Genomic DNA, 22,734 nt, shown 5'->3' with positions numbered 1-22,734 from the left:
TGTAACTGGAAAGTTTTAGGCTAAAAAGCTTCACCAATTCTGAAATTAATACTCCAGTCGTCTTTACCGACAGCGCCATCTAAACCAATATTAAATTTTACTTTTTTAAAGGCACGATAACGATAACCAACACCAACACCCGGATAAGCTTTCCAGTCAAAATCTTCGTTGTCAGATCCATAAAGGGTTGCTAAGCCAGCAAAACCAACAAGACCCATTTTATCGTTAAAATTATAGCGGTATTCACCTTGTAATGCGATGACTCCATCTCCGCGGTATTTCCCTTCACTATATCCTCGAATATCTTTGTTCCCGATAGTTTTTTGTTGTTGGAATGCAATATCGCCAAGACCGAAAGTTCCAGAAAAGCGTGCAGCTAATACATCTTTAGCACTTCTCATAGGAAAGTAGGTGTTGTATTCTGTAGTTAGTTTTTGAGCTTTATCTTCGTTGCCAAACCAGGTAGGAAAGGTTATAAATTTTATAATAGAATTGATGCCTTTAGTAGGGTAGTATACGGCATCTCTGGTGTCGTACAGTACATTAAATTCGATGCCATTGGTTTGAGTAATATCTCGAGGTTGAATTTCGTCTTCATAAACAGTGTCATAATGAGCATAAGTATAAGTTAAACCACCAAATAAGTGATTTATGATTTTCCGTTGAACGCCTGCGCTTACAACTGTAATTTTTGTGCCATAATCGTAAAATCCAGGTGAATCATAATCATCCATATAAAATTGTGAATTGTTATCACCAGTTACTGCAAATAGTTTTGCTCGCCAGGAATCTTCTTTAAAATACCATTTGTTAAAGAAAGCTATAAAATAAGATTTGTTGGTAGTGTAAACGGCAGAAACTCCTGAAATAGATTTTGGAGAAACCATGTCGTCCTGGTTTGTTTTATACATCATCATGGGGATAGCTCCAAACATAAATTCAAGATTTCTGTTGTAGCTTAAAAATGGCATAATACTAAAATCTACTTTTTTTTGAGGAATTGAATCCTGTTTTATCTGAGCGTAAGTACTGAAGATACAACATAGAGCGAGGCTGGTAATGAGTAAAGAATTTTTCATAAGTCTTTAAGGGTCTGTAAGGTACTGTTAATATACCATGAATTTTGCAAATACCGAAGGTTTGAATTAGATTTTATATGGTTAGACTATATTTTTATAATAATGGTTAAGTTGATTTTTTGCTCTGACAGCTTGTCAGTATAAAATGTGTTGGCACAATGATTGAAATAGGTAAAGGGAAATTAAAACAAATTCAACACATTAAAATATATAGTGATTATGAGTAAAATTATTGGAATCGATTTAGGGACAACTAACTCTTGCGTATCTGTAATGGAAGGTAACGAGCCAGTTGTAATTCCTAACGCAGAAGGTAAGCGTACAACTCCATCGGTAATTGCTTTTGTAGAAGGCGGAGAGATAAAAGTTGGAGACCCGGCAAAAAGACAAGCAGTAACTAACCCAACAAAAACGGTTTATTCTATTAAGCGTTTTATGGGGAATAAATATTCTGAATCTCAAAAAGAAGCAGAACGCGTACCATATAAAGTAGTAAAAGGAGATAACGATACGCCTCGTGTAGATATCGATGGACGTTTATATACTCCTCAAGAATTATCAGCAATGATTCTTCAAAAAATGAAGAAAACAGCTGAAGATTACTTAGGACAGGATGTAAGCGAAGCTGTAATTACAGTTCCTGCTTATTTTAACGATAGTCAACGCCAGGCAACTAAAGAAGCTGGTGAAATTGCAGGTTTAAAAGTACGTCGTATTATTAACGAACCTACTGCTGCAGCTTTAGCTTATGGTTTAGATAAAAAAGGTACAGATCAAAAGATTGTAGTATTCGACTTTGGTGGAGGTACTCATGACGTGTCTATCCTTGAATTAGGAGATGGTGTATTCGAAGTATTATCTACAGATGGAGATACGCACCTAGGGGGTGACGATGTAGATGAGAAAATCATCAACTGGTTAGCAGACGAGTTTAAATCTGAAGAGGATATCGATTTACGTAAAGACCCAATGGCTTTACAACGTTTAAAAGAAGCTGCTGAAAAGGCTAAGATTGAATTGTCATCTTCTGCTCAAACAGAAATTAATTTACCTTATGTAACTGCTACAGCTACTGGTCCTAAGCACTTAGTACGTACATTAACACGTTCTAAATTCGAGCAATTAATCGACGATTTAGTAAAACGTACTATCGAGCCATGTAAAACAGCATTAAAATCTGCTGGATTATCTATTAACGATATCGACGAGGTAATTTTAGTAGGTGGTTCTACACGTATTCCAGCAGTACAATCGGCAGTAGAGAAATTCTTTGGAAAAGCGCCTAGCAAAGGAGTTAACCCAGATGAGGTTGTATCTTTAGGGGCAGGTATCCAGGGAGGTGTATTAACGGGAGATGTAAAAGACGTATTATTATTAGATGTTACGCCATTATCTTTAGGTATCGAAACTATGGGTAATGTAATGACTAAGCTTATCGAAGCTAATACAACAATTCCTACTAAGAAATCACAGGTATTCTCAACAGCGGCAGATAATCAGCCATCTGTAGAGATTCATGTGTTACAAGGAGAGCGTGCTATGGCAGGTGATAACAAAACTATTGGTCGTTTCCACTTAGATGGTATTCCACCAGCAAAAAGAGGAACACCTCAAATTGAAGTAACGTTTGATATCGATGCGAATGGTATTATCCATGTAACAGCTACAGATAAAGCGACTAACAAAACTCAGGATATTCGTATTGAAGCATCTTCTGGTTTAACCGAAGAGGAAATCCAAAAAATGAAAGCTGATGCTGAAGCTAATGCAGAAGCAGATAAAGTAGCAAAAGAAAAAGCAGACAAGTTAAATGCTGCTGATGCAATGATTTTCCAAACAGAAAGTCAGCTTAAAGAGTTTGGAGACAAATTATCAGACGAGAAGAAGCAACCTATTGAAGCAGCTTTAGAAGAGCTTAAAAAAGCTTACGAAACTAAAGATGTTGCAGTAATCGATCCGGCTTTAGAAAAAATTAATGAAGCCTGGAAAGTCGCTAGCGAAGAAATGTACAAAGCGCAGGCAGAGGCTCAACAAGGCGGAGACGCTCCAGGACCGGATGCAAGCAGCAACGGACAAGGAAACGAAAGCAGCGATGTTGAAGACGTAGACTTCGAAGAAGTAAAATAATCTGAATTCAATTTAGTATATTTAAAAGGCAGCCTGGGCTGCCTTTTTTTTTGTTTTACAGGGTTTTGATTTTAGAGAAGAATCTTATTTTAGTATTAGTAATTTGAAAGAAAGATATGAATCCGGAAGTAGACTTATATTTTATTCAGGGCTGTATGCGCTGTGAGCTTGGAGCGACTCCTGAATGTAAAATTAATAACTGGAAGCAGGAAATGAGTGTGTTAAGGCATCATATTTTGGAATGTGGGCTAACAGAAACTTTAAAATGGAGTGTTCCCTGTTATACTTATAATGGAAAAAATATTCTTTTGTTAAGTGCTTTTAAGGCTTATTGTTCAATAAATTTTTTTAAAGGTGCTTTGTTAAAGGATGCACACAATTTGCTTGAAAAACAGGGAGAAAATACTCAGGTAACACGCGTTCTAAAGTTTAGAAATATTAAAGATGTGGAGTCGGTTTTAGATGTTTTAAAACAGTATATTTTTGAGGCTATAGAAATTGAGCGAGCAGGGGTAGAAGCAAAGAAAAATGTAAAAGAGGAAACAATTCCGCTTGAACTTCAGGAGGTATTTAATTCAGATCAGGATTTTAAAACTGCTTTTTATAATCTAACGCCGGGAAGACAGCGCGGCTATTTGTTGCATTTTAATTCGGCTAAACAATCAAAAACCAGAAGTTCCAGGATAGAGAAATATAAGGGAACAATACTTAAAGGCTTAGGTATACATGATGAGTACAGAAATCAGAAAAAATAACAAAATGAATTGAGTTTTGTTAAACTCAAGTGAGAAGTAAATTCATAAAAAAAGAGAGCAATTCAGCTCTCTTTTTTGTGTATGTTATTCTTTTGTTTAAGATTCGGTAGGTTTCTCCGTTTTTTCAATGGTAATGGTAAGTTCCTGTTCAGCTTCGTCTAAGTCCATTTTTATAGTATCACCTTCGTGAATCTTTGCAGTAATAATTTCTTCTGCTAAAGCGTCTTCAATATACTTTTGAATAGCACGCTTTAAAGGTCTTGCTCCGTATTGTTTATCGAATCCTTTATCGGCGATAAAGTTAGTGGCTTTATCAGTTAATTTAAGGTCGTAACCAAGGTCTTTAATACGAGTCAATAGCTTTTCTAACTCTATCTTGATAATCTTATTTAAGTCTTCTCTTTCAAGCGTGTTAAATACTATAACATCGTCAATACGGTTTAAGAATTCAGGGGCAAAAGCTTTCTTTAAAGCATTTTCTATAACACTTCTTGCATTAGCATCTTCCTGAGCTTTTTGTGAAGCTGTACCAAAACCAATTCCTGTACCGAAATCTTTTAATTTGCGAGCTCCGATGTTAGAGGTCATAATGATTATGGTATTTCTAAAATCGATTTTACGACCTAAACTGTCAGTTAAATAACCATCGTCCAATACCTGAAGCAGCATATTAAATACATCTGGATGCGCTTTTTCGATTTCATCAAGAAGTACTACTGCATAAGGTTTACGACGAATTTTTTCGGTTAATTGTCCACCTTCTTCATAACCAACGTACCCCGGAGGTGCACCAACTAATCTTGAAATGGCAAATTTCTCCATGTATTCACTCATGTCTATTCTAACTAACGCATCTTCGCTGTCGAAAAGTTGTTTTGCTAAAACTTTTGCCAACTGTGTTTTACCAACTCCTGTTTGTCCTAAAAAGATAAACGATCCAATTGGTTTGTTAGGGTCTTTTAGTCCGGCACGGTTACGTTGTATGGCTTTTACTACTTTAGCAACAGCTTCATCCTGACCAATAACTTTGCCTTTAATAAGTTCAGGTAACTGAGCCAGTTTATTGCTTTCGGTTTGTGCAATTCTATTAACCGGAATACCGGTCATCATGGAAACTACATCAGCTACATTGTCTTCGGTAACAACTTCACGGTGTTGTTTGGTTTCTTCTTCCCATTTTTCCTGAGCAATGGCAAGTTCTTTTTCCAATCGTTTTTCGTCGTCCCTTAGTTTTGCGGCTTCTTCGTATTTCTGCTTTTTAACTACCGATGTTTTGGTTTCTTTTACCTTCTCAAGTTCTTTTTCAAGTTCAATTATTTGCTTAGGAACATTGATGTTGGTAATATGTACACGAGATCCGGCTTCATCTAAAGCGTCGATGGCTTTGTCCGGAAGAAAACGATCTGTCATATAACGGTTCGTTAATTTTACACAGGCTTCAATGGCTTCCGGCGTATAATCTACGTTATGATGATTTTCGTATTTATCTTTTATATTGTTTAAAATTTCAATAGTTTCTTCTACCGTTGTAGGTTCAACTATAACCTTTTGAAAACGGCGTTCTAAGGCGCCATCTTTTTCAATATACTGTCTGTATTCGTCTAAAGTTGTGGCACCGACACATTGAATTTCTCCACGTGCTAAAGCAGGTTTAAACATGTTTGAAGCGTCTAAACTTCCTGTAGCTCCACCGGCACCAACTATGGTGTGAATTTCATCGATGAATAAAATGATATCGTCATTTTTTTCCAGTTCGTTCATTACTGCTTTCATGCGTTCTTCAAACTGTCCGCGATATTTTGTTCCGGCCACTAAACTGGCCAGATCCAGGGTAACCACGCGTTTGTTGAATAGAATTCTGGAAACCTTGCGTTTAACAATTCTGTTCGCTAAACCTTCTGCTATAGCCGATTTACCAACACCTGGCTCTCCAATTAATAGCGGGTTATTTTTTTTGCGTCGGCTTAAAATTTGAGATACGCGTTCAATTTCTTTTTCGCGTCCAACAACCGGGTCTAATTTACCTTCTTCGGCCATAGCGGTTAAGTCACGCCCGAAATTATCTAAAACCGGAGTTTTAGATTTTTTGTTTGATTTTCCGGTTGGGGAATTGAACAAATTATCCTTTGTAGCATCGTCGTCGCTACCACTGTCGTCTTGAAACGATTCAGCTTTAGGCTCTATATAATTATCGTCGTTTGTAATCATAAATTTGAATTGTTCTTTAACGTTATCGTAATCTACTCTAAGTTTGTTTAAAAGCTTAGTTGTAGGGTCGTTTTCATTCCTTAAAATACATAACAGTAGGTGCGCTGTATTAATGGAATTACTTTGGAATAATTTGGCTTCTAAAAAGGTTGTTTTTAAAGCCCGTTCTGCTTGTCTTGTAAGATGCAAATTCTTTTTTTCGTTAGAAGTTGCTGTTAATGTTGGGTTTGCGGGGCTTAATATTTCTACTTTACGTCTTAAATGATTTAAATCGATATCTAAGGCATGCAATATATTTATAGCCTTCCCATGACCGTCTCTTAAAAGTCCTAACATAAGGTGTTCGGTACCTATAAAGTCATGGCCCAAGCGTAGTGCCTCTTCCTTACTGTAAGCAATTACATCTTTTACTCTTGGTGAAAAATTATCATCCATAAATTAAATCCTTTCTGCATTAAAATTACTAAAACATATTACTAAAGTCAAAAAGTGTACCTTAAATTATATGATTTATGCTAATAGAAACAAAAACTTTTTTAAATCAAAATAAATAGAAGCTTACTTATTAACTAAAACAGGCATGGTAATTGTTAATAAAAAGTGTTAAAATACTGGTTAAAACGCCTGCTATGACTGGCGAAATGGTTATATTAGCACGATTTGAAATATACAAGATAATTAAAATATTTAATAGATGGCGGAAGGAGAAAAGCTTATTCCAATTAATATTGAAGATGAAATGAAAACGGCCTATATCGACTATTCCATGTCGGTCATAGTGTCACGTGCTCTTCCAGATGTTAGAGATGGTTTAAAACCTGTGCACAGACGTGTTTTATTCGGGATGCACGAATTGGGAGTTAAGGCAAATTCAGCTTATAAAAAATCAGCAAGAATTGTAGGAGAGGTGCTTGGAAAGTACCACCCTCACGGTGATTCGTCGGTTTACGATACCATGGTGCGTATGGCCCAGGATTGGAGTCTGCGTTATATGCTGGTAGACGGGCAAGGAAACTTCGGGTCTATAGATGGAGACAGTCCTGCGGCAATGCGTTATACGGAAGCTCGTATGCGTAAAATTTCTGAGGACATGTTGGCAGATATCGATAAGGAAACCGTAGACCATAAATTAAATTTCGATGATACTTTACAGGAGCCTACAGTGCTTCCTACTCGTATTCCCGGATTACTTGTAAACGGAGCTTCTGGTATTGCTGTAGGTATGGCAACCAATATGGCGCCTCATAATCTTGGAGAAGTTGTAGATGGGACCATTGCTTATATCGATAATACCGATATTGAAATTGATGATCTAATAAAACACATTAAAGCGCCGGATTTTCCAACAGGAGGAACTATTTATGGTTACGATGGTGTAAAAGAAGCGTTCCATACAGGACGTGGCCGTATTGTTATGCGTGCCAAAGCCAATATCGAAGAAGTTAACGGAAGAGAATGTATTATAGTTAACGAGATTCCTTATCAGGTTAATAAGGCAGAAATGATTAAAAAAACTGCCGATTTAGTTAATGAGAAGAAGTTAGACGGCATTTCGACTATCAGAGACGAATCAGATAGAAAAGGAATGCGTATAGTTTACGTTTTAAAGCGTGACGCCATTCCTAACATTGTTTTAAATAAACTATTCAAGTATACGCAATTACAAACATCTTTCAGTGTAAATAATATTGCGCTAGTAAACGGACGTCCGGAATTATTAAACTTAAAAGATTTAATTCATCATTTCGTAGAGCACAGACATGAAGTCGTAGTAAGACGTACAACATACGAATTACGTAAAGCAGAAGAGCGTGCTCATATCTTGGAAGGATTAATTATCGCTTCAGATAATATTGATGAAGTAATTGCCATTATTAGAGCATCTTCTAATGCTGATGAAGCAAGAGAAAGGTTAATAGAGCGTTTCAAATTATCAGAGATTCAGGCCAAGGCTATTGTCGAAATGCGTTTACGACAATTAACAGGTCTGGAACAGGATAAACTGCGCTCTGAATATGAGGAAATAATGAAAACCATAGAAGACTTAAAGGATATCCTTGATAAAAAGGAGCGTCGTATGGACATTATTAAGGAAGAGCTTCTTGTTGTTAAAGAAAAATATGGAGATGAACGTCGTTCTATTATTGAATATGCTGGTGGCGATTTAAGTATAGAGGATATGATTCCGGATGAGAAAGTTGTCATTACAATTTCGCATGCAGGTTATATTAAACGTACATCACTTTCGGAGTATAAAACTCAGAATAGAGGAGGAGTTGGTCAAAAAGCTTCAACGACACGAAATGAAGATTTCTTAGAGCATTTATTTGTGGGGACTAACCATCAGTATATGCTGTTCTTTACTCAAAAAGGAAAATGTTTCTGGATGCGTGTATATGAAGTGCCGGAAGGTACCAAAACATCTAAAGGAAGAGCTATTCAGAACTTGATTAATATTGAGCAGGACGATAAGGTAATGGCCTTTATCTGTACTCAGGATCTTAAGGACGAAGCCTATATTAACAGTCATTACGTAATTATGGCTACTAAAAACGGCCAGGTTAAGAAAACCGCTTTAGAACAATATTCACGTCCTAGAACCAACGGTATTAATGCCATTACTATTAAAGAAGATGACGAGCTTTTAGAAGCAAAATTAACGACCGGAAACAGTCAGGTAATGTTAGCCTTAAAATCTGGTAAAGCGATTCGATTTGAGGAAGCTAAAACGCGACCAATGGGAAGAAGTGCTTCCGGAGTTCGTGGTATTACACTTGCTGATGATACTGATGAGGTTATTGGTATGATTGCTATCGAGAATCCGCAGGAAGAATCGGTGCTTGTAGTTTCTGAAAATGGTTACGGTAAGCGTACGTATATAGATGATCCTGAGGATGGTGAACCTGTATATCGTGTTACGAATAGAGGAGGAAAAGGTGTGAAAACCATCTCTATTACAGAAAAAACCGGTAAATTAGTAGCTATTAAGAGTGTATCGGATGCCGATGACTTAATGATTATTAACAAATCCGGGATTGCTATTAGAATTGCTGTTGAAGATTTACGTGTTATGGGACGTGCAACTCAGGGTGTGAGGCTTATAAATTTAAAGAAAGGCGACTCAATTGCGGCTGTGGCAAAAGTAATGCATGAAGAAGATTCGGTAGAAATCGAAGATTTGGAAAATGCTTCAGAAGAGCAAACAGGAGATACCTCAGTAGAAAATAACAACCAAGAAAACAATTAAAAACGTTTAAACTTAATTTGATTACAATGAAAAAACAAGTTATAGTTGCTTTAGCATTATCCGCTACAGCGTTTTCCTATGCTCAGAAAAAGGAATTAAGAGCTGCAGAAAAGGCGATTAAAAGTAATAACTACGCCGAGGCAAAAGCAGCTTTAAATCAAGTGGAACCGATGTTATCTTCTATAGATGACAAGTATAAATCTCAGTATTATTTATTAAAGGCTGAAGCGCTTTATGCTAATGGAGCCGGAAGTACAGACGATGTAAATAAGGCTATCGAGAGTTTAGCATTAGCTGAAGCTGGAAATAAAGATGAGGTTGCTGTATTGAAAGAAAATATGCAAAACACCTATTTGCAAAAGGCGAATAACGATTTTAAAGATAAAAATTACGCTGCTGCAAATACTGAGTTCGAACAATTGTACCGCATAATGCCACAGGATACAACATATTTGTATTACGCTGCGATTAGTGCTGTAAGCGATCAGGATTACGAATCGGCTTTAGAGCATTACATTAAATTAGAAGATTTAGGGTATACCGGAATCGAAAAACAATTTTACGCTACAAATGTAGAGACAGGCGAAGAAGAGATAATGAGTAAATCTCAAAGAGATTTATATGTTAAAGCGAAATCGCATACTAAGCCGGGAGAGCGTGTTACCGAAAGTAAGCAACCTGAAATTACTAAAAATATAGCTTTAATTTATGTGTCTTTAGGAAAAAAGGACGAGGCTTTGGCAGCTGTTAAAAAAGCACGTTCTGCGAATCCTGAAAATGTTGATTTAATTTTAACTGAAGCTAATTTATACTTAGAGTTAGAAGAAACTGATAAATTTAAATCCTTAATGGAAGAAGCTGTTATAAAGCAGCCAGACAATCCAAATTTATACTATAACATTGGAGTTATTTCTTTAAAGAATAAAGATTTTGAAGCAGCTAGAACAGCTTTTAATAAAACTTTACAATTAAAGCCAGACTATTCTGATGCGGTATTAAACCTTTCAACTACATATATTGATGAAGGAAATGCATTAATAAGTGAAATGAACAGTTTAGGTAACAGTGCTGCCGATAACAAGCGTTACGATGAGTTACGTGCAAAGAAAACAGATTTATTTAATCAAGGTGCACAGGTATTAGAAGATTTTATCGCTAAGAACCCTAATCCGGACACAAATGTGTATCAGCAATTAATTAATATTTACAATGCTTTAGGAGAAAGTGCTAAGGCAAAAGCTGTACAAGCTAAATTAAATGCAGCAAATTAATTAGTTTATACAATATGTTTAAAATCCTGAGCTTAGTCTCAGGATTTTTTTTTGTCCAGATGTTAACTGGTTCAGAGGCTTGGAAAGGGATGGTTACTAGACAGCAAACATGGATACTTCTTTTATAAATAGAGATTATCAGAGCTCTTAAAATTCCAGTAGGGGACTAAGTAGTAGTAAAGTTACCTTTTCTTAATAAATGCCATTATAGCTGTTTTATAGCTGAACCATAATTGTGGCTGTAAAATTATATCACTTAGGTTAATTGCTTAACAGCGTACTTATTTCAATTTTGTATATAGTTTAGATGTATTGTTTTTGTGGATTTAAATGACCGTTATTTGATGTTTGGCTTTATGTTTCAGAAAAGTATATCAATTAAAAAAGCCGCATATTATGCGGCTTTTTTAGTGTTTTATTCTGTTTATTTAATTCTGAGAATCTTCTTCAGCAGGAGCAACAACTTCATCTTTAAGTATAATGAATTTAGAGCGTCTGTTTGCCTGATGTTGTTCTTTAGTACATTTTACACCATTAGAACATTCGTTAACCAATTGAGTCTCTCCATATCCGATCGCGCTTTCAATTCTGCTTGCATCAATACCTCTGGATAAGATATAGTCTCTTGTAGATTTAGCTCGTTTATCGGATAAGCTTAAGTTATAATCGTCTGCACCTCGGCTATCCGTATGAGATTCGATTTTAATAACCATATTAGGATGCTCTCTCATAACACTTACAATGTTTTCTAACTCATAAGCAGCATCGGTTCTTATATCCCATTTATCAAAGTCGAAGTAAATAGGGTTAAGTACAATTTCGTCTTCGATAATAAGTGGTATTAAATTAAGATCTGCAATAATTTCAAAGCCATTATCAACAGAAGTGTTAATGTCTTTTAGGTCATCTTTATAATCGGCTTTGCTTCCTAAAACGTGGTAAGCTCGGTTACATTTAACTTTAAATGAATATAAACCGTCATCACCTGTCATTCGTGATTCAATAATTTTACCTGTATTATCAATCAATTGTACAGTAGCAAAAGATAAAGGTGTCATAAACCTTGCATCGCGTACAGTTCCTTTAATAATCTGAGAACAAATTTCGAAACTGTAAATGTCGTCGCTTCCCATTCCGCCTTCACGGTTAGAGGAGAAGTAACCGATACCTTTATCTGGATCTATAGTATAGGCAAAGTCATCGTAACCACTATTAAATGGTGCACCAAGGTTTTCAATTGAAGTTCCTCCTTGTAATACATCCGATTTAAAAATATCTAAGAAACCTAGGTTAATGTGGCTGTCTGATGAAAAGTATAGCGTGTTATCGCTATCTACATACGGGAACATTTCTTTTCCTTCTGTATTTACTGCAGCGCCCAAATTTACAGGGAATCCGTAATTGTCTTCACCTAAAATAGCAACCTTATAAAGGTCAGTTTGTCCAAATCCACCTTCTCGGTCTGAAACAAAGTATAATGTTTTTTCATCCGGACTTAAAGCAGGGTGTCCAGTTGAGTAATTCGGGTCGTTAATAGGAACTTCTTTTATGTCCTGCCAGGTACTGTCTATTAAAGTAGCCTTGTAGATCATTAAATGAGATGTCCCTTCGCGATTCGCTTTAAGTTTATTGCGTTTGCTTAAAAAATCTCGTGTAAAATACAGGGTTTTACCATCTTTAGTAATTGCTACACTGGCTTCGTGGAATTTAGTGTTAATATCGTTTCCTTTAATATAGTTCGGGTAACTATAGTTTAACATTTCTTCCCCGTCGTTAGGAGGGGTAACTTCAGATTGGTAAATATCTAAATACGGTTGGCCGTTCCAAACATATAATTCATCTCTGTTTTTTTTAGAAGTAGAGGCGAAGTAAAAAATACTGTCTTTAAGTACACCTCCAAAATCTGAATTTTTAGTGTTAATAGGTAAGTTGTTGATTTGAACGTAAACACTATCTGTGTTTTTCAATTTTTCGTATAAAGCTACATTAGCAAAGTCATCTCCTTTTATACGGTCTTCGTCTGCCTGAAGTTCGTTGAATTTTTCTAAATACACGATGGCCTCTTCATAATTTCCTAAACTACGAAGTGTTTGTGCATATTTATAATAATAAATCGGGTCGATAGCATCGTATTTCTGAATCGCCATATCGTACCATACCGCGGCTTGTTCAGAATTAGAATTATTGTAATAACAATCTCCTAATCGGGTTAATACGTGTTCGCTACTGTCTCCTTTTTTTACCGCTTCTTCATACAAATCGCTAGCTTTTAAGTAAGCGTAGTTTTTGTAGAACTTATCTGCTACTTTTTTCTGCGCGAACATAAAAGTAGTAGATAAAGCGAATATTGCGAATATAAATTTTGTCTTCATAGTAGTAGTTATTAGAAATATCTAGGGGATTTAATACGTCTTTCTTTAAATAGTTCGAACATTAATAAAAGTTCATGAGTACCACTTTGGTAGTGTCTTATTTCCGAATTTATTGGGAATTCGTAGGCATACCCAATTCGAAGTTGTTTAGAAACCTGGAAGTCTACAATACCACCTAAGGCATGTGTTCCTCTGAAACTGTAATCTACTTGGTCGTCTTCAAGGTCGTTACCATCAACTCCCGGATTATGTCTGAATCCGGCACCTACCCATAATTTATCATAGAACAGGAAGTTTGCTGTTAAATCGTAAGACAAGGGAGCTCCGTTTGTAGCTTTAATTAAAAATGCAGGTTTAAACTTGGTGTAATCTCCTAAATCGAATACGTATCCTCCGGTAAAGTAGTAGCTTACACGTTCTAAAGCTTCGTATTCTTCTGTATTATAATCTGTTTTTAAAATTCGCGGTGTCGATAAACCTAAATACCATCTTTCAGAATGCCAGTAAACTCCGGCACCGAAATTAGGTGCCCAACGGTCTTCAATTCCATAAATTACAGGATCGTTCGGATTGTTTAATCGGAAATCCTGATCTAAACTGTATTGCGTAAATCCGGCATTTAAACCAAAGGCCAATTTAGATTTTTCACCTGTATTAATGGTGTATGAAAAACTAGCGTATAAATAATTGAAGTTTTCAGGTCCCAGCTGATCATGTATAAATGAGCCTCCAATTCCTATTTTTTCATTATTTAATGGCGAATGAACAGATAGGGTCTGGGTCGTTGGAGCACCATCTATACCAACCCATTGGCTTCTGTGTAAACCCACTATACTTAAGGTCTCTCTACTCCCTGTATAGGCAGGGTTGATAGAGATTGTATTATACATATATTGGGTAAACTGAGGTAACTGCTGAGCAATCCCGACCGTACAACTCAATAATGCAATAGCTACTATGTTATATTTCAAAATTTTCATAGGTTAAAGTTTTATTTGGTTCCTAAGTAAAGTGGACCTGTTTTAGGTTTCAATCCGCTATTTTTAAATGTTACAATATAATAGTATGTTCCTGTTGGTAAATGGTCTGAACCTCCAAAGGCTTTTTTGTCGTTTTGACCATTCCAATTGTTTTGGTAGTTCTCAGATTTGAATACCAAAGCACCCCAACGGTTATAAATTTCAACCGCGATATCTCCGTATCCACAAGACTCAATTCCGGTAATGGTAAAGTACTCATTGTATTGGTCACCATTAGGTGTTACCGCATCAGAGATTTGAGGGTCACAAGGAGGAATTACACAATCATCATTTAAGCTTATAGTTACTACAGTTTCATTAAGACATCCTGTAGCTTCTTTGAATCTGAATACATAGTCACCAAGTTCCGCGCCTAACGGATCGAAAGTGCTTCCGGTTAAGGTAGCGTCTCCAGCTTCAACAACCCAAGTACCATCTGTCGAACCTTCTAAATAACTATCTAAATTAATATCTCCACCTTCAACACACTTATCGTCTGATAATTCAACTGGTAATTGCTGAACATTTACATTAATGGTTTGAGTGAATACTGTTGTGTTACCACAAGCATCTGAAACTGTCCAGTCTCTTATTACCTGGTAGTTTTCGTTATCTGCACCCGTAGAGGTGTTAATCTCGTTGTAAACTACAGTTAAATCAGCAGAACAATTGTCTGTAAAACTTAATGTTGGCTGATCTGGAATTGCAGCACAATTCACTGTTATTTCTGTATCAAAATCACCATCCAGGGTAGGAGCGGTTTCGTCTGCTACAGTAATGATTTGCGATACTTCTGAAGTATTACCACAAGCATCTGTAAAGGTCCATGTCCTTGTAATGATACTGCTACAACCATCAATTTCGTTTACAGAATCAACGCCTGTAGCTGTAATCTCAGCACCACAGTTATCAGTTGCAGTTAAATCTATCATTTCAGGTACACTTTCAATACATTCTACAGTAACATCTGCCGGAGCTGTTGCTGTTGGTGCTACATCGTCAATTACCATAATAACTTGTGTAACATCAGTGATGTTTCCAGCAGCATCTTCGAAAGTCCATGTTCTGGTAATCGTAATGTTACAAGAATCGGCATCGTTTACTGTTTCAGATCCTGAAGCTGTAATTGTTCCTGAACAGTTGTCTGTAGCTGTTAATTCTGTTAATGCAGGAACATCATCAATACAAGCTACTGTAATATCTTCAGGAGTAGAATCTGCTACTGGAGCTGTGATATCTTGAACAGTAATGGTTTGAGAAACTTCAGTTGTGTTACCACAAGCGTCAGTAAATGTCCATGTTCTTGTAATTACAGTTTCATCAGTTGTGTCGTCGATTGTTTCAACACCTGCAGAAGTAATAGTTCCGGCACAGTTGTCTGTAGCAGTTAAATCAGCTAAAGCCGGAACATCATCCATACATTCTAAAGTTAAATCTTCAACTGTAGTATCCACTACCGGAGCTTCATCGTCGTTTACTGTGATTACCTGAGTAACTTCGGTAGAATTTCCTGAGTTGTCTGTGAATACCCAGTTACGAGTTATTACCTGGTGACAATCGTCTATAGTTTCGATAGTTTCAGTTCCACTGGCAGTTATTGTTCCGGCACAGTTGTCTGTAGCTGTTAAATCAGCTAAAGCAGGAACATCATCAATACAATCTAAAGTTAAGTCTTCAACAGTAGTATCTACTACCGGAGCAGAATTGTCTTGTACAGTTATAGTCTGACTAACTTCAGCTGTATTACCACAGTCATCAGTGAATATCCAGGTTCTTACAATTGTAATATTGGTAGGATCTGCATCATCAACCGTTTCAATACCTTCAGAAGTTATTGTTCCGGCACAGTTGTCTGTAGCAGTTAAATCGGCTAAAGCAGGAACATCATCAAAACATTCTAAAGCTAAGTCTTCAGGAGCATTGTCTGGTACCGGAGCTTCATCATCATTAACTGTGATTACCTGAGTAACCTCGGTAGTATTTCCAGAGTTGTCTGTGAATACCCAGTTGCGAGTGATTACCTGGTGACAGTCATCTATAGTTTCGATAGTTTCAGTTCCACTGGCAGTAATTGTTCCGGCACAGTTGTCTGTAGCGGTTAAATCAGCTAAAGCAGGAACATCATCAATACAATCTAAAGTTAAGTCTTCAACAGTAGTATCAACTATTGGAGCAGTAGCATCTTGAACTGTTATTGTTTGAGTCGCTTCAGTTGTATTACCACAAGCATCGGTAAATGTCCATGTTCTAGTTATAATAACATTAGTCGGATCTGAATTGTCTTCAGTATCTATACCTGATACAGTAATATCGCCAGCACAAATATCAGTTGCTGTTAAGTCAGTCATTGCAGGAACATCACTCATACACTCTACAGTAACATCAGCAGGGATATTAGTTGGTAATTCAGGAGCAATGTCGTCTATTATAGTGATAGTTGCAGTAGTTGATGTTGCATTTCCACAGTTGTCAGTTACAGTAAATGTTACAGTTACTGCGTTGTCTGCTCCACAAACTCCATCTAAAGAAGTCATATCAAAATCGTTGCTCCAGCTTAAAGCCACAGAACATTGGTCTGATGCAGTGGCACCCCCGTTGGTAGTTAACCAGTCAGTTAATTCTGTTCCGGAAGTTGCATCACATTCGAATACGATGTCTGTTGGTTCTTGCGTTATTTGTGGACCTGTTACATCTATAATGGTATATGTAGCAGAAGTAGTCGAAACATTTCCACAAGCATCTGTTGCTGTAAAAATTACTTCGATTGGGTTACCACAATCTAATAGATTTGGATCGTAGTTATTGGTCCAGGTAACATCAGAACAATTATCCTCAGCTAAAGCACCTCCCTGAATAACTACCCAGGCATCAATGGTAACAGGGTTTCTTTCTTCTCCATTACAATAGTAAACTATATCCTGAGCAGGAGAAGTAATTGTTGGTCCTGTTTCATCTTTTACAGTTATGATTTGAACGGCTTCAGAAGTATTTCCACAAGTATCTGTGAACGTCCACGTTCTGGTTACTACAACATTACAATTATCAGTGTCATCTATACTATCTACAGGAGTAGCTGTAATTGAATCTCCACAGTTATCTGTAGCAGTTAAATTAATCATTGCAGGTAGATCTGCAGAACAATCTATCGTAATATCGGCAGGTACGTCTGGTAATGTCGGTGCAGTAGTATCTATTACGTTAATTGTTTGCGATACTTCGGCAGTATTTCCACAAGGATCTGTAAATGTCCATGTTCTTGTTACCACAACATTACAAGGATCTGTGTTGTTAACTGAATCAACTCCAGTTGCCACAATGTCTCCGCCACAGTTATCTGTAGCAGTTAGATCAATCATTGCAGGAATATCGTCTATACATTCTACAGTAACGTCAGCTGGGGCTGAAGGAACTGTAGGAGCTACGGTATCAGTTACTGTAATAGATGCTGTTGTTGTAACTGCATTTCCACAGTTATCTGTTGCAGTAAAAGTAACTGTAATAGCTCCAGAAGCACCACAAGCACCGTTAATTAAGTTTGCATTGAAATCGTTAGTCCAGGTTACAGTGTCAGAACAATAGTCTTCGGCCATAGCGCCTCCGCTGCTGTCTAACCAATTCTGAAGATCTGAACCATTGGTGTTTTCACAATCGATACTGATATCCTGCGGTTCAGTTGTTATTACTGGAGCAGTAGTATCAATTATAGTATATGTTGCAGTTGTAGAAGTTGAATTTCCACAAGCATCTGTTGCTGTAAAAGTTACAGGTATTGGATCGCCACAAGCTGTAAGATCAGCATCGTAATCGTTTGTCCAAGTAAGATTAGTTCCTGAACAATTGTCTTCGGCAATAGCACCTCCGTAAATTGTTATCCAAGCTTCAATTGCTGCAGGGTTCGTACGTTCGTTACCTGTACAATAGTATACTATGTCTTGGGCAGGAGTCGTGAACACTGGAGGGACATCATCCATAATAGTGATGGTCTGTGTTGCAGTACTTGAATTTCCACAAGCATCTGTAAATGTCCATGTTCTTGTTATAATTTCACTACAACTGTCTCCTGGTGTGATATCATCCACACCTGTAGCAGTTACTGTACCCCCACAATTATCAATTGCCGATAATTCTATAGTTGTTGGTAAATTGTCTAAACAGTCAACTGTAATATTAGCCGGGGCAGCAGGTGCAACCGGAGCTGTAGTGTCTATTACATTAATAGTTTGAGTAGCTACAGTAGTATTGTTACAAGCATCTGTAAACGTCCATGTTCTTGTTACTATTACGTTACAAGGATTATCATTATTTACAGAATCAACTCCTGTAACAGTAATATCTCCTAAACAATTATCTGTAGCAGTTAAATCTGTCATTGCTGGTAAATCAGAGATACATTCAACTGTAACATCAGCTGGAGCTGCAGATGCAACAGGTGCAGTATTATCAATAACATTTATAGTTTGAGAAATTTCTGTTGGGTTTCCACAAGGATCTGTAAACGTCCATGTGCGTGTTATAATTACATTACAAGGGTCTGTATTGTCTACAGAGTCAATACCTGTGGCATTGATATCTCCAGAACAGCTGTCTGTGGCAGTTAGGGTTTCCGCTGTAGGTACGTCTGTAATACATTCTACTGTAATATCAGCTGGAGCAGCAGGTGCAACCGGAGCTGTAGTATCTGTAATAGTTAATGTTGCTGTTGTTGTTGTTGGGTTACCACAAGAGTCTGTAGCTGTAAAGGTTACAGTAGCAGAACCACTATTACCACAAGTAGGAGTAATACCAGCATAATCGTTTGTCCATTCAATGATTTCAGAACAATTGTCGGTTGCTAAAGCACCACCGTTATTGTCTAACCAATCCTGAATTCCAGTAGTGTCACCACATTCAAAAGAGGCATCCTGAGCATCTACTACATCTGGGCCTGTATTATCTCTAATTTCAACGCTTACCATAAACGAAGAGGAGTTGTCACATGCGTCAGTAGCAGTAAAGGTTACATCTACTAAAGATGAACAGTCTGTTAGGTCTTCTTCATTAAAGTCATTAGACCAAGTAACTTCAGAACAATTATCAGTGGCATCAGTATTAGCATTGATTAAGAACCACTGTTCAAGAACACTACTTTTTTCAAGTCCGTCACATTCTATAATTAAGTTTATAGGAGTTCCTGTAATTACTGGAGGAGTAGTGTCTACAATTGTTATAACCTGAGAAATACTATCTGCATTACCACAATCATCGGTAAACGTCCATGTTCTTGTTACTGTAACATTACAAGGGTCTGCATTGTTTGTAGTTTCGGTAAGCACTCCTGTGATAGGACCTGATCCTGGACAATTATCTGTAGCTGTTAAAGTAGGGATTAAAGGTAAAGCATCCGAACATTCTATAGTTACGTCAGCAGGTGCATTAGGAACTGTAGGCGCAGTGTTATCTTCTAAGGTAATAATCTGTGTTGCAGTTGCAGTATTATTACAGTCGTTTTCTACAGTAAATGTTCTTGTAATAGTTACAGGGCATGTTCCTGATTGCACATCAGAATAGCTTATGCTAGAAAAACCAGTAGCAGTTCCACCACCACCTTGTGCATTTTCTAAATCAGATAACGTGATAGAGACTGGTGTGGTGCTAAAAGCTAAGTCTAAAGCTACAGAGGTATCACAGGCTTCAATAGCGTAAGCGGCAGGAGCAGTGATTGTTGGTAAGGCATCGTCATCACGTTCAATAGTGAAACTTGAAACGGTATCGCAACCAGTAGTAGTGTCTGTTATAGTCACAGTATAATTTCCTGTGGCTAATCCGGTGATATCTTCTGTTGTTGCTCCGGTACTCCACACATAAGAGTAATTTCCTGAACCACCTGTTACGGTTAAATCAATAGCGCCGTCATTACCAGGAGTACAAGATGCATCTGTTATGTTGGAACTAATATTTAAAACATCGTGAATAACAACAGTAATTGGCACTCTGTTAGGGCTGATACAATCAGGGCCAGAACCTTCGGCAACATAATAAGTAAATGTTCCAGGGGTATCCGTATTTGGAGTTAATGAGGTTTGTCCGGTTGTTGATGGATTATTATCTGTATAAAAATATAATATTAATGAAGGATCGCTGGCTGTAGCTGTTAAAGGTACGGCAGCGGCATTTAAACAGTATTCAACTGGCGTAGGAGATACTGTTGGAGTAGATGACAATGAATCTACGTGTAAAGTGAATTCTAAAGCACAGGTTCCTGCTCCCGGAGGAATAGCATAGTATGTAATTTCTCCTGTAGTTGCAGGGAATGGATTTAGAATATTATATTCAATTGAACTGGCTGTTAATGGGAATTCGTTATAGAATCTTGTTCCAGGAGGGAAATCTCCGCTTACCTGAGATACAGGAATAGAGCTTCCAGAATAATTACAGAAGTAATATTCGTTACTTGTAACTGCACCACAGTTATCAATAATATATTGATCAGCATCAATTGTAGTTTCTAATGGCGCGGGGATAAATGTGTTTACACAAGTGGTTGCAGAATAATCTACACCTGTTATAAAGGTTTTATTGAAATCTATACCAGAAGTAAGTCCTGTTCCAGAGATGTTACCATCCATAGAAATTAAGTCGGCACAGTCTACGGCTAAAATAGAACAGTCGGTAGTTGCAGAAACAGTAAAGGTTAAATCGGCAATTAGATTGTCCGTTCTATTGGTTTGAGTAACGTTGTTTAGATCCCATAAGATAGAGTTTGTTGCTGCATCATAATAAGGAGCTGTATTTGCGGTATATGGAGGATATCCGGTATAAGTAATAGCTACATTATTATATGTCGTGTTAAAAGGTACCGGGATAGAAAGCATGGTATTTGTAGATGCTTCTTCTCCAAAGTTTTTAACTTCTACTTTATAAGTAATGTCCTGACCTGGTAAAACACTAGTTGCTCCCGCACCAGCTGGAGTTCCATCTATACTTACTATTTCAACTTCTGCTTCAATTTCAGGTTCTGGCGCTAAGAAGGCCATTGTTAAGTTGTAAATAATATAGGAGTCTTGTAAAGCACTATATCTGAATAATACCTTTTCCTGATTTTGATCTACCAGAGTATTATTCCCGTTTGGCAAATGGAACATAACTAAATCCATACCCGTGTTATTCCATAATGAAGGATTCCTTGGGCTGCCTGTAGTCGCAATAGACGAGTTAAAGAAGTTGTTTTGTGTACCGGCAGCCTGACCACCATGGGCTAGTCTTTGGAACGCACTGTCCGGAAATGGTATCGGGTTATTAGCGACGTCGGGAGCTTCTCCTTTATACATTTCGAAATAGTCGAAATCTAAACTAAAATCCCCTTCACCAGCCATTAAACCAAAGTTTACATCGATATTACCAGCCTGAGTTTTGTTCAATTCAGAAACATCAAGGGTGATATATGAATAGGAAGGAATTCTACCTAATTGATACGCATAGCCATCGAAAACACTAATGTTTCTACGCTTCATTTCAGAATTTTCGTAAACAACAACCATACTCCAGCCCCCAAAATAACCGGTATTACCACCTAAACCTTCTAAAAGGGCTAAGTCCGCAACAGTATAGGCTCCTGGACCGTTAGTTTTAACAAAATCAGTTACATCTGCATAGGCGGAAAACATATTTGCATATTCGCCTTGAGGGTATAAAATATTGTCTGCAGAAGCAGTAACGGCTTGATAACTGCCTGAAGGCCCTTTAATATAGGCTGTTCTTTTATTGAAGTTTTTTGTTACACCATCTTTAGTAACTGTAAACTGATCATCTAATTCAGAGCGTCCTGTCCAGTACAATCCTGCATATAAAATATTACCACAGGTAGATGCTGTACCGTCTTCCAGAAGAAACTCTAAAGTCGCTTCGGATGAGTTTAAGGTATTAGGATCGTTATCAACATCTACATAGATCATCGGGTCCGAATCCGTTACATCGTTTTCATACGTCTCTAAAGTTAAATTCGTATTCCCTATGATTGCGAAATTACCTCTAACGTTATACACAGTTTGACCGGTAGACGCTGAGGCTCTTGGCGTAAAAGGTTTTATAACCTGGCTATATCCATAGAAACTAACAAATAGTAGCAAGAAAGCCAATATTGGTAATTTCCTTCTGTTTTTATACGCCTTAGATGGGGTAGGGTAAAGTTTTTTCATTTCAAAATCGATTAAGTTAACCTAATACTGTTTTATGATGGATTAACAACTTTATTAATAGTTATTTGTGGGTCTTTAAAAATCACGAATGCCTGCACGCGTTGTACAAGCATTTTAAACAATGTATTTGAATTGTTTATCTCTGTTATAATTTCGCTTTTAAGCTTCCTGGGATATGATTGTGTTTTTGGGAATGCAAAAAAATGAAGAGGATTCTTGTTAGAGAGAAACTCCCGATAATTTAATGCATAGATGATATTGTACAGATGTGAACACACCCGATCTGGGAATAAAAAAGCGTAATTTTTCACCATATATTTATTGATTAATTATAAATAATGTTTTAAAGTATGAATTCAGAAAAATTTCAAATACAGCTTACAGCATGGCTTGTGGTTAGAAGCAATGTTATAAGGCGTTTACTAAAAATATTGAGGGAAAGTGCTGGTTTACAGCAATTAATATTTTAATATTTGAAATTA

Annotated in this window: 9 protein-coding genes; 4 read left to right on the top strand and 5 right to left on the bottom strand. The window is 37.0% G+C overall.

All coding sequences use genetic code 11. The features are described 5' to 3' along the window. Nucleotides 1–20: 20 nt before the first annotated feature. Nucleotides 21–1,079: a BamA/TamA family outer membrane protein gene (locus I3217_RS05475; protein WP_435048741.1), complete on the bottom strand. Its 1,059-nt coding sequence runs from the start codon at nucleotides 1,077–1,079 to the stop codon at nucleotides 21–23. 219 nt (nucleotides 1,080–1,298) lie between these two features. Here I3217_RS05475 and dnaK point away from each other — a divergent pair, with 219 nt between their 5' ends. Beyond that, nucleotides 1,299–3,206 (top strand): molecular chaperone DnaK, encoded by a 1,908-nt coding sequence (dnaK, locus tag I3217_RS05470; RefSeq protein WP_435048740.1) that lies wholly within the window; start codon nucleotides 1,299–1,301, stop codon nucleotides 3,204–3,206. Nucleotides 3,207–3,322: 116 nt separating this feature from the next. Then, complete coding sequence (locus I3217_RS05465; protein ID WP_435048739.1) at nucleotides 3,323–3,961, top strand: YdeI/OmpD-associated family protein; 639 nt, start codon at nucleotides 3,323–3,325, stop codon at nucleotides 3,959–3,961. Between the two features lie 96 nt (nucleotides 3,962–4,057). Here I3217_RS05465 and I3217_RS05460 read toward each other — a convergent pair whose 3' ends face one another. Beyond that, nucleotides 4,058–6,604, bottom strand: coding sequence for an ATP-dependent Clp protease ATP-binding subunit (locus I3217_RS05460; protein WP_435048738.1), 2,547 nt, complete (start codon nucleotides 6,602–6,604; stop codon nucleotides 4,058–4,060). 259 nt (nucleotides 6,605–6,863) lie between these two features. On the opposite strand from I3217_RS05460, the gene gyrA reads away from it, so the two are divergent. Further along, entirely contained in the window at nucleotides 6,864–9,416 is a 2,553-nt protein-coding gene (gene gyrA / locus I3217_RS05455) for a DNA gyrase subunit A (RefSeq protein WP_435048737.1), read from the top strand. 26 nt (nucleotides 9,417–9,442) lie between these two features. Continuing rightward, on the top strand, nucleotides 9,443–10,687 hold the full coding sequence (locus tag I3217_RS05450; RefSeq protein WP_435048736.1) for a tetratricopeptide repeat protein: 1,245 nt from the start codon (nucleotides 9,443–9,445) through the stop codon (nucleotides 10,685–10,687). A gap of 428 nt (nucleotides 10,688–11,115) precedes the next feature. Here I3217_RS05450 and I3217_RS05445 read toward each other — a convergent pair whose 3' ends face one another. From I3217_RS05445 to I3217_RS05435, 3 genes are read right to left on the bottom strand one after another with little or no spacing between them, the layout of a single operon-like run. Further along, complete coding sequence (locus tag I3217_RS05445) at nucleotides 11,116–13,059, bottom strand: OmpA family protein (RefSeq protein WP_435048735.1); 1,944 nt, start codon at nucleotides 13,057–13,059, stop codon at nucleotides 11,116–11,118. An 11-nt stretch (nucleotides 13,060–13,070) separates the two neighbouring features. Further along, complete coding sequence (locus I3217_RS05440; protein ID WP_435048734.1) at nucleotides 13,071–14,039, bottom strand: PorP/SprF family type IX secretion system membrane protein; 969 nt, start codon at nucleotides 14,037–14,039, stop codon at nucleotides 13,071–13,073. An 11-nt stretch (nucleotides 14,040–14,050) separates the two neighbouring features. Continuing rightward, complete coding sequence (locus I3217_RS05435; RefSeq protein WP_435048733.1) at nucleotides 14,051–22,252, bottom strand: HYR-like domain-containing protein; 8,202 nt, start codon at nucleotides 22,250–22,252, stop codon at nucleotides 14,051–14,053. Nucleotides 22,253–22,734 lie beyond the last annotated feature (482 nt).

Origin of the sequence: Formosa sp. S-31 (assembly GCF_051172795.1) — a bacterium.
In the GTDB taxonomy this organism is placed as follows: Bacteria; Bacteroidota; Bacteroidia; order Flavobacteriales; family Flavobacteriaceae; genus Formosa.
Note: the sequence above shows the minus strand (reverse complement) of the source record. Positions and strands in the feature narration are given on the sequence as shown.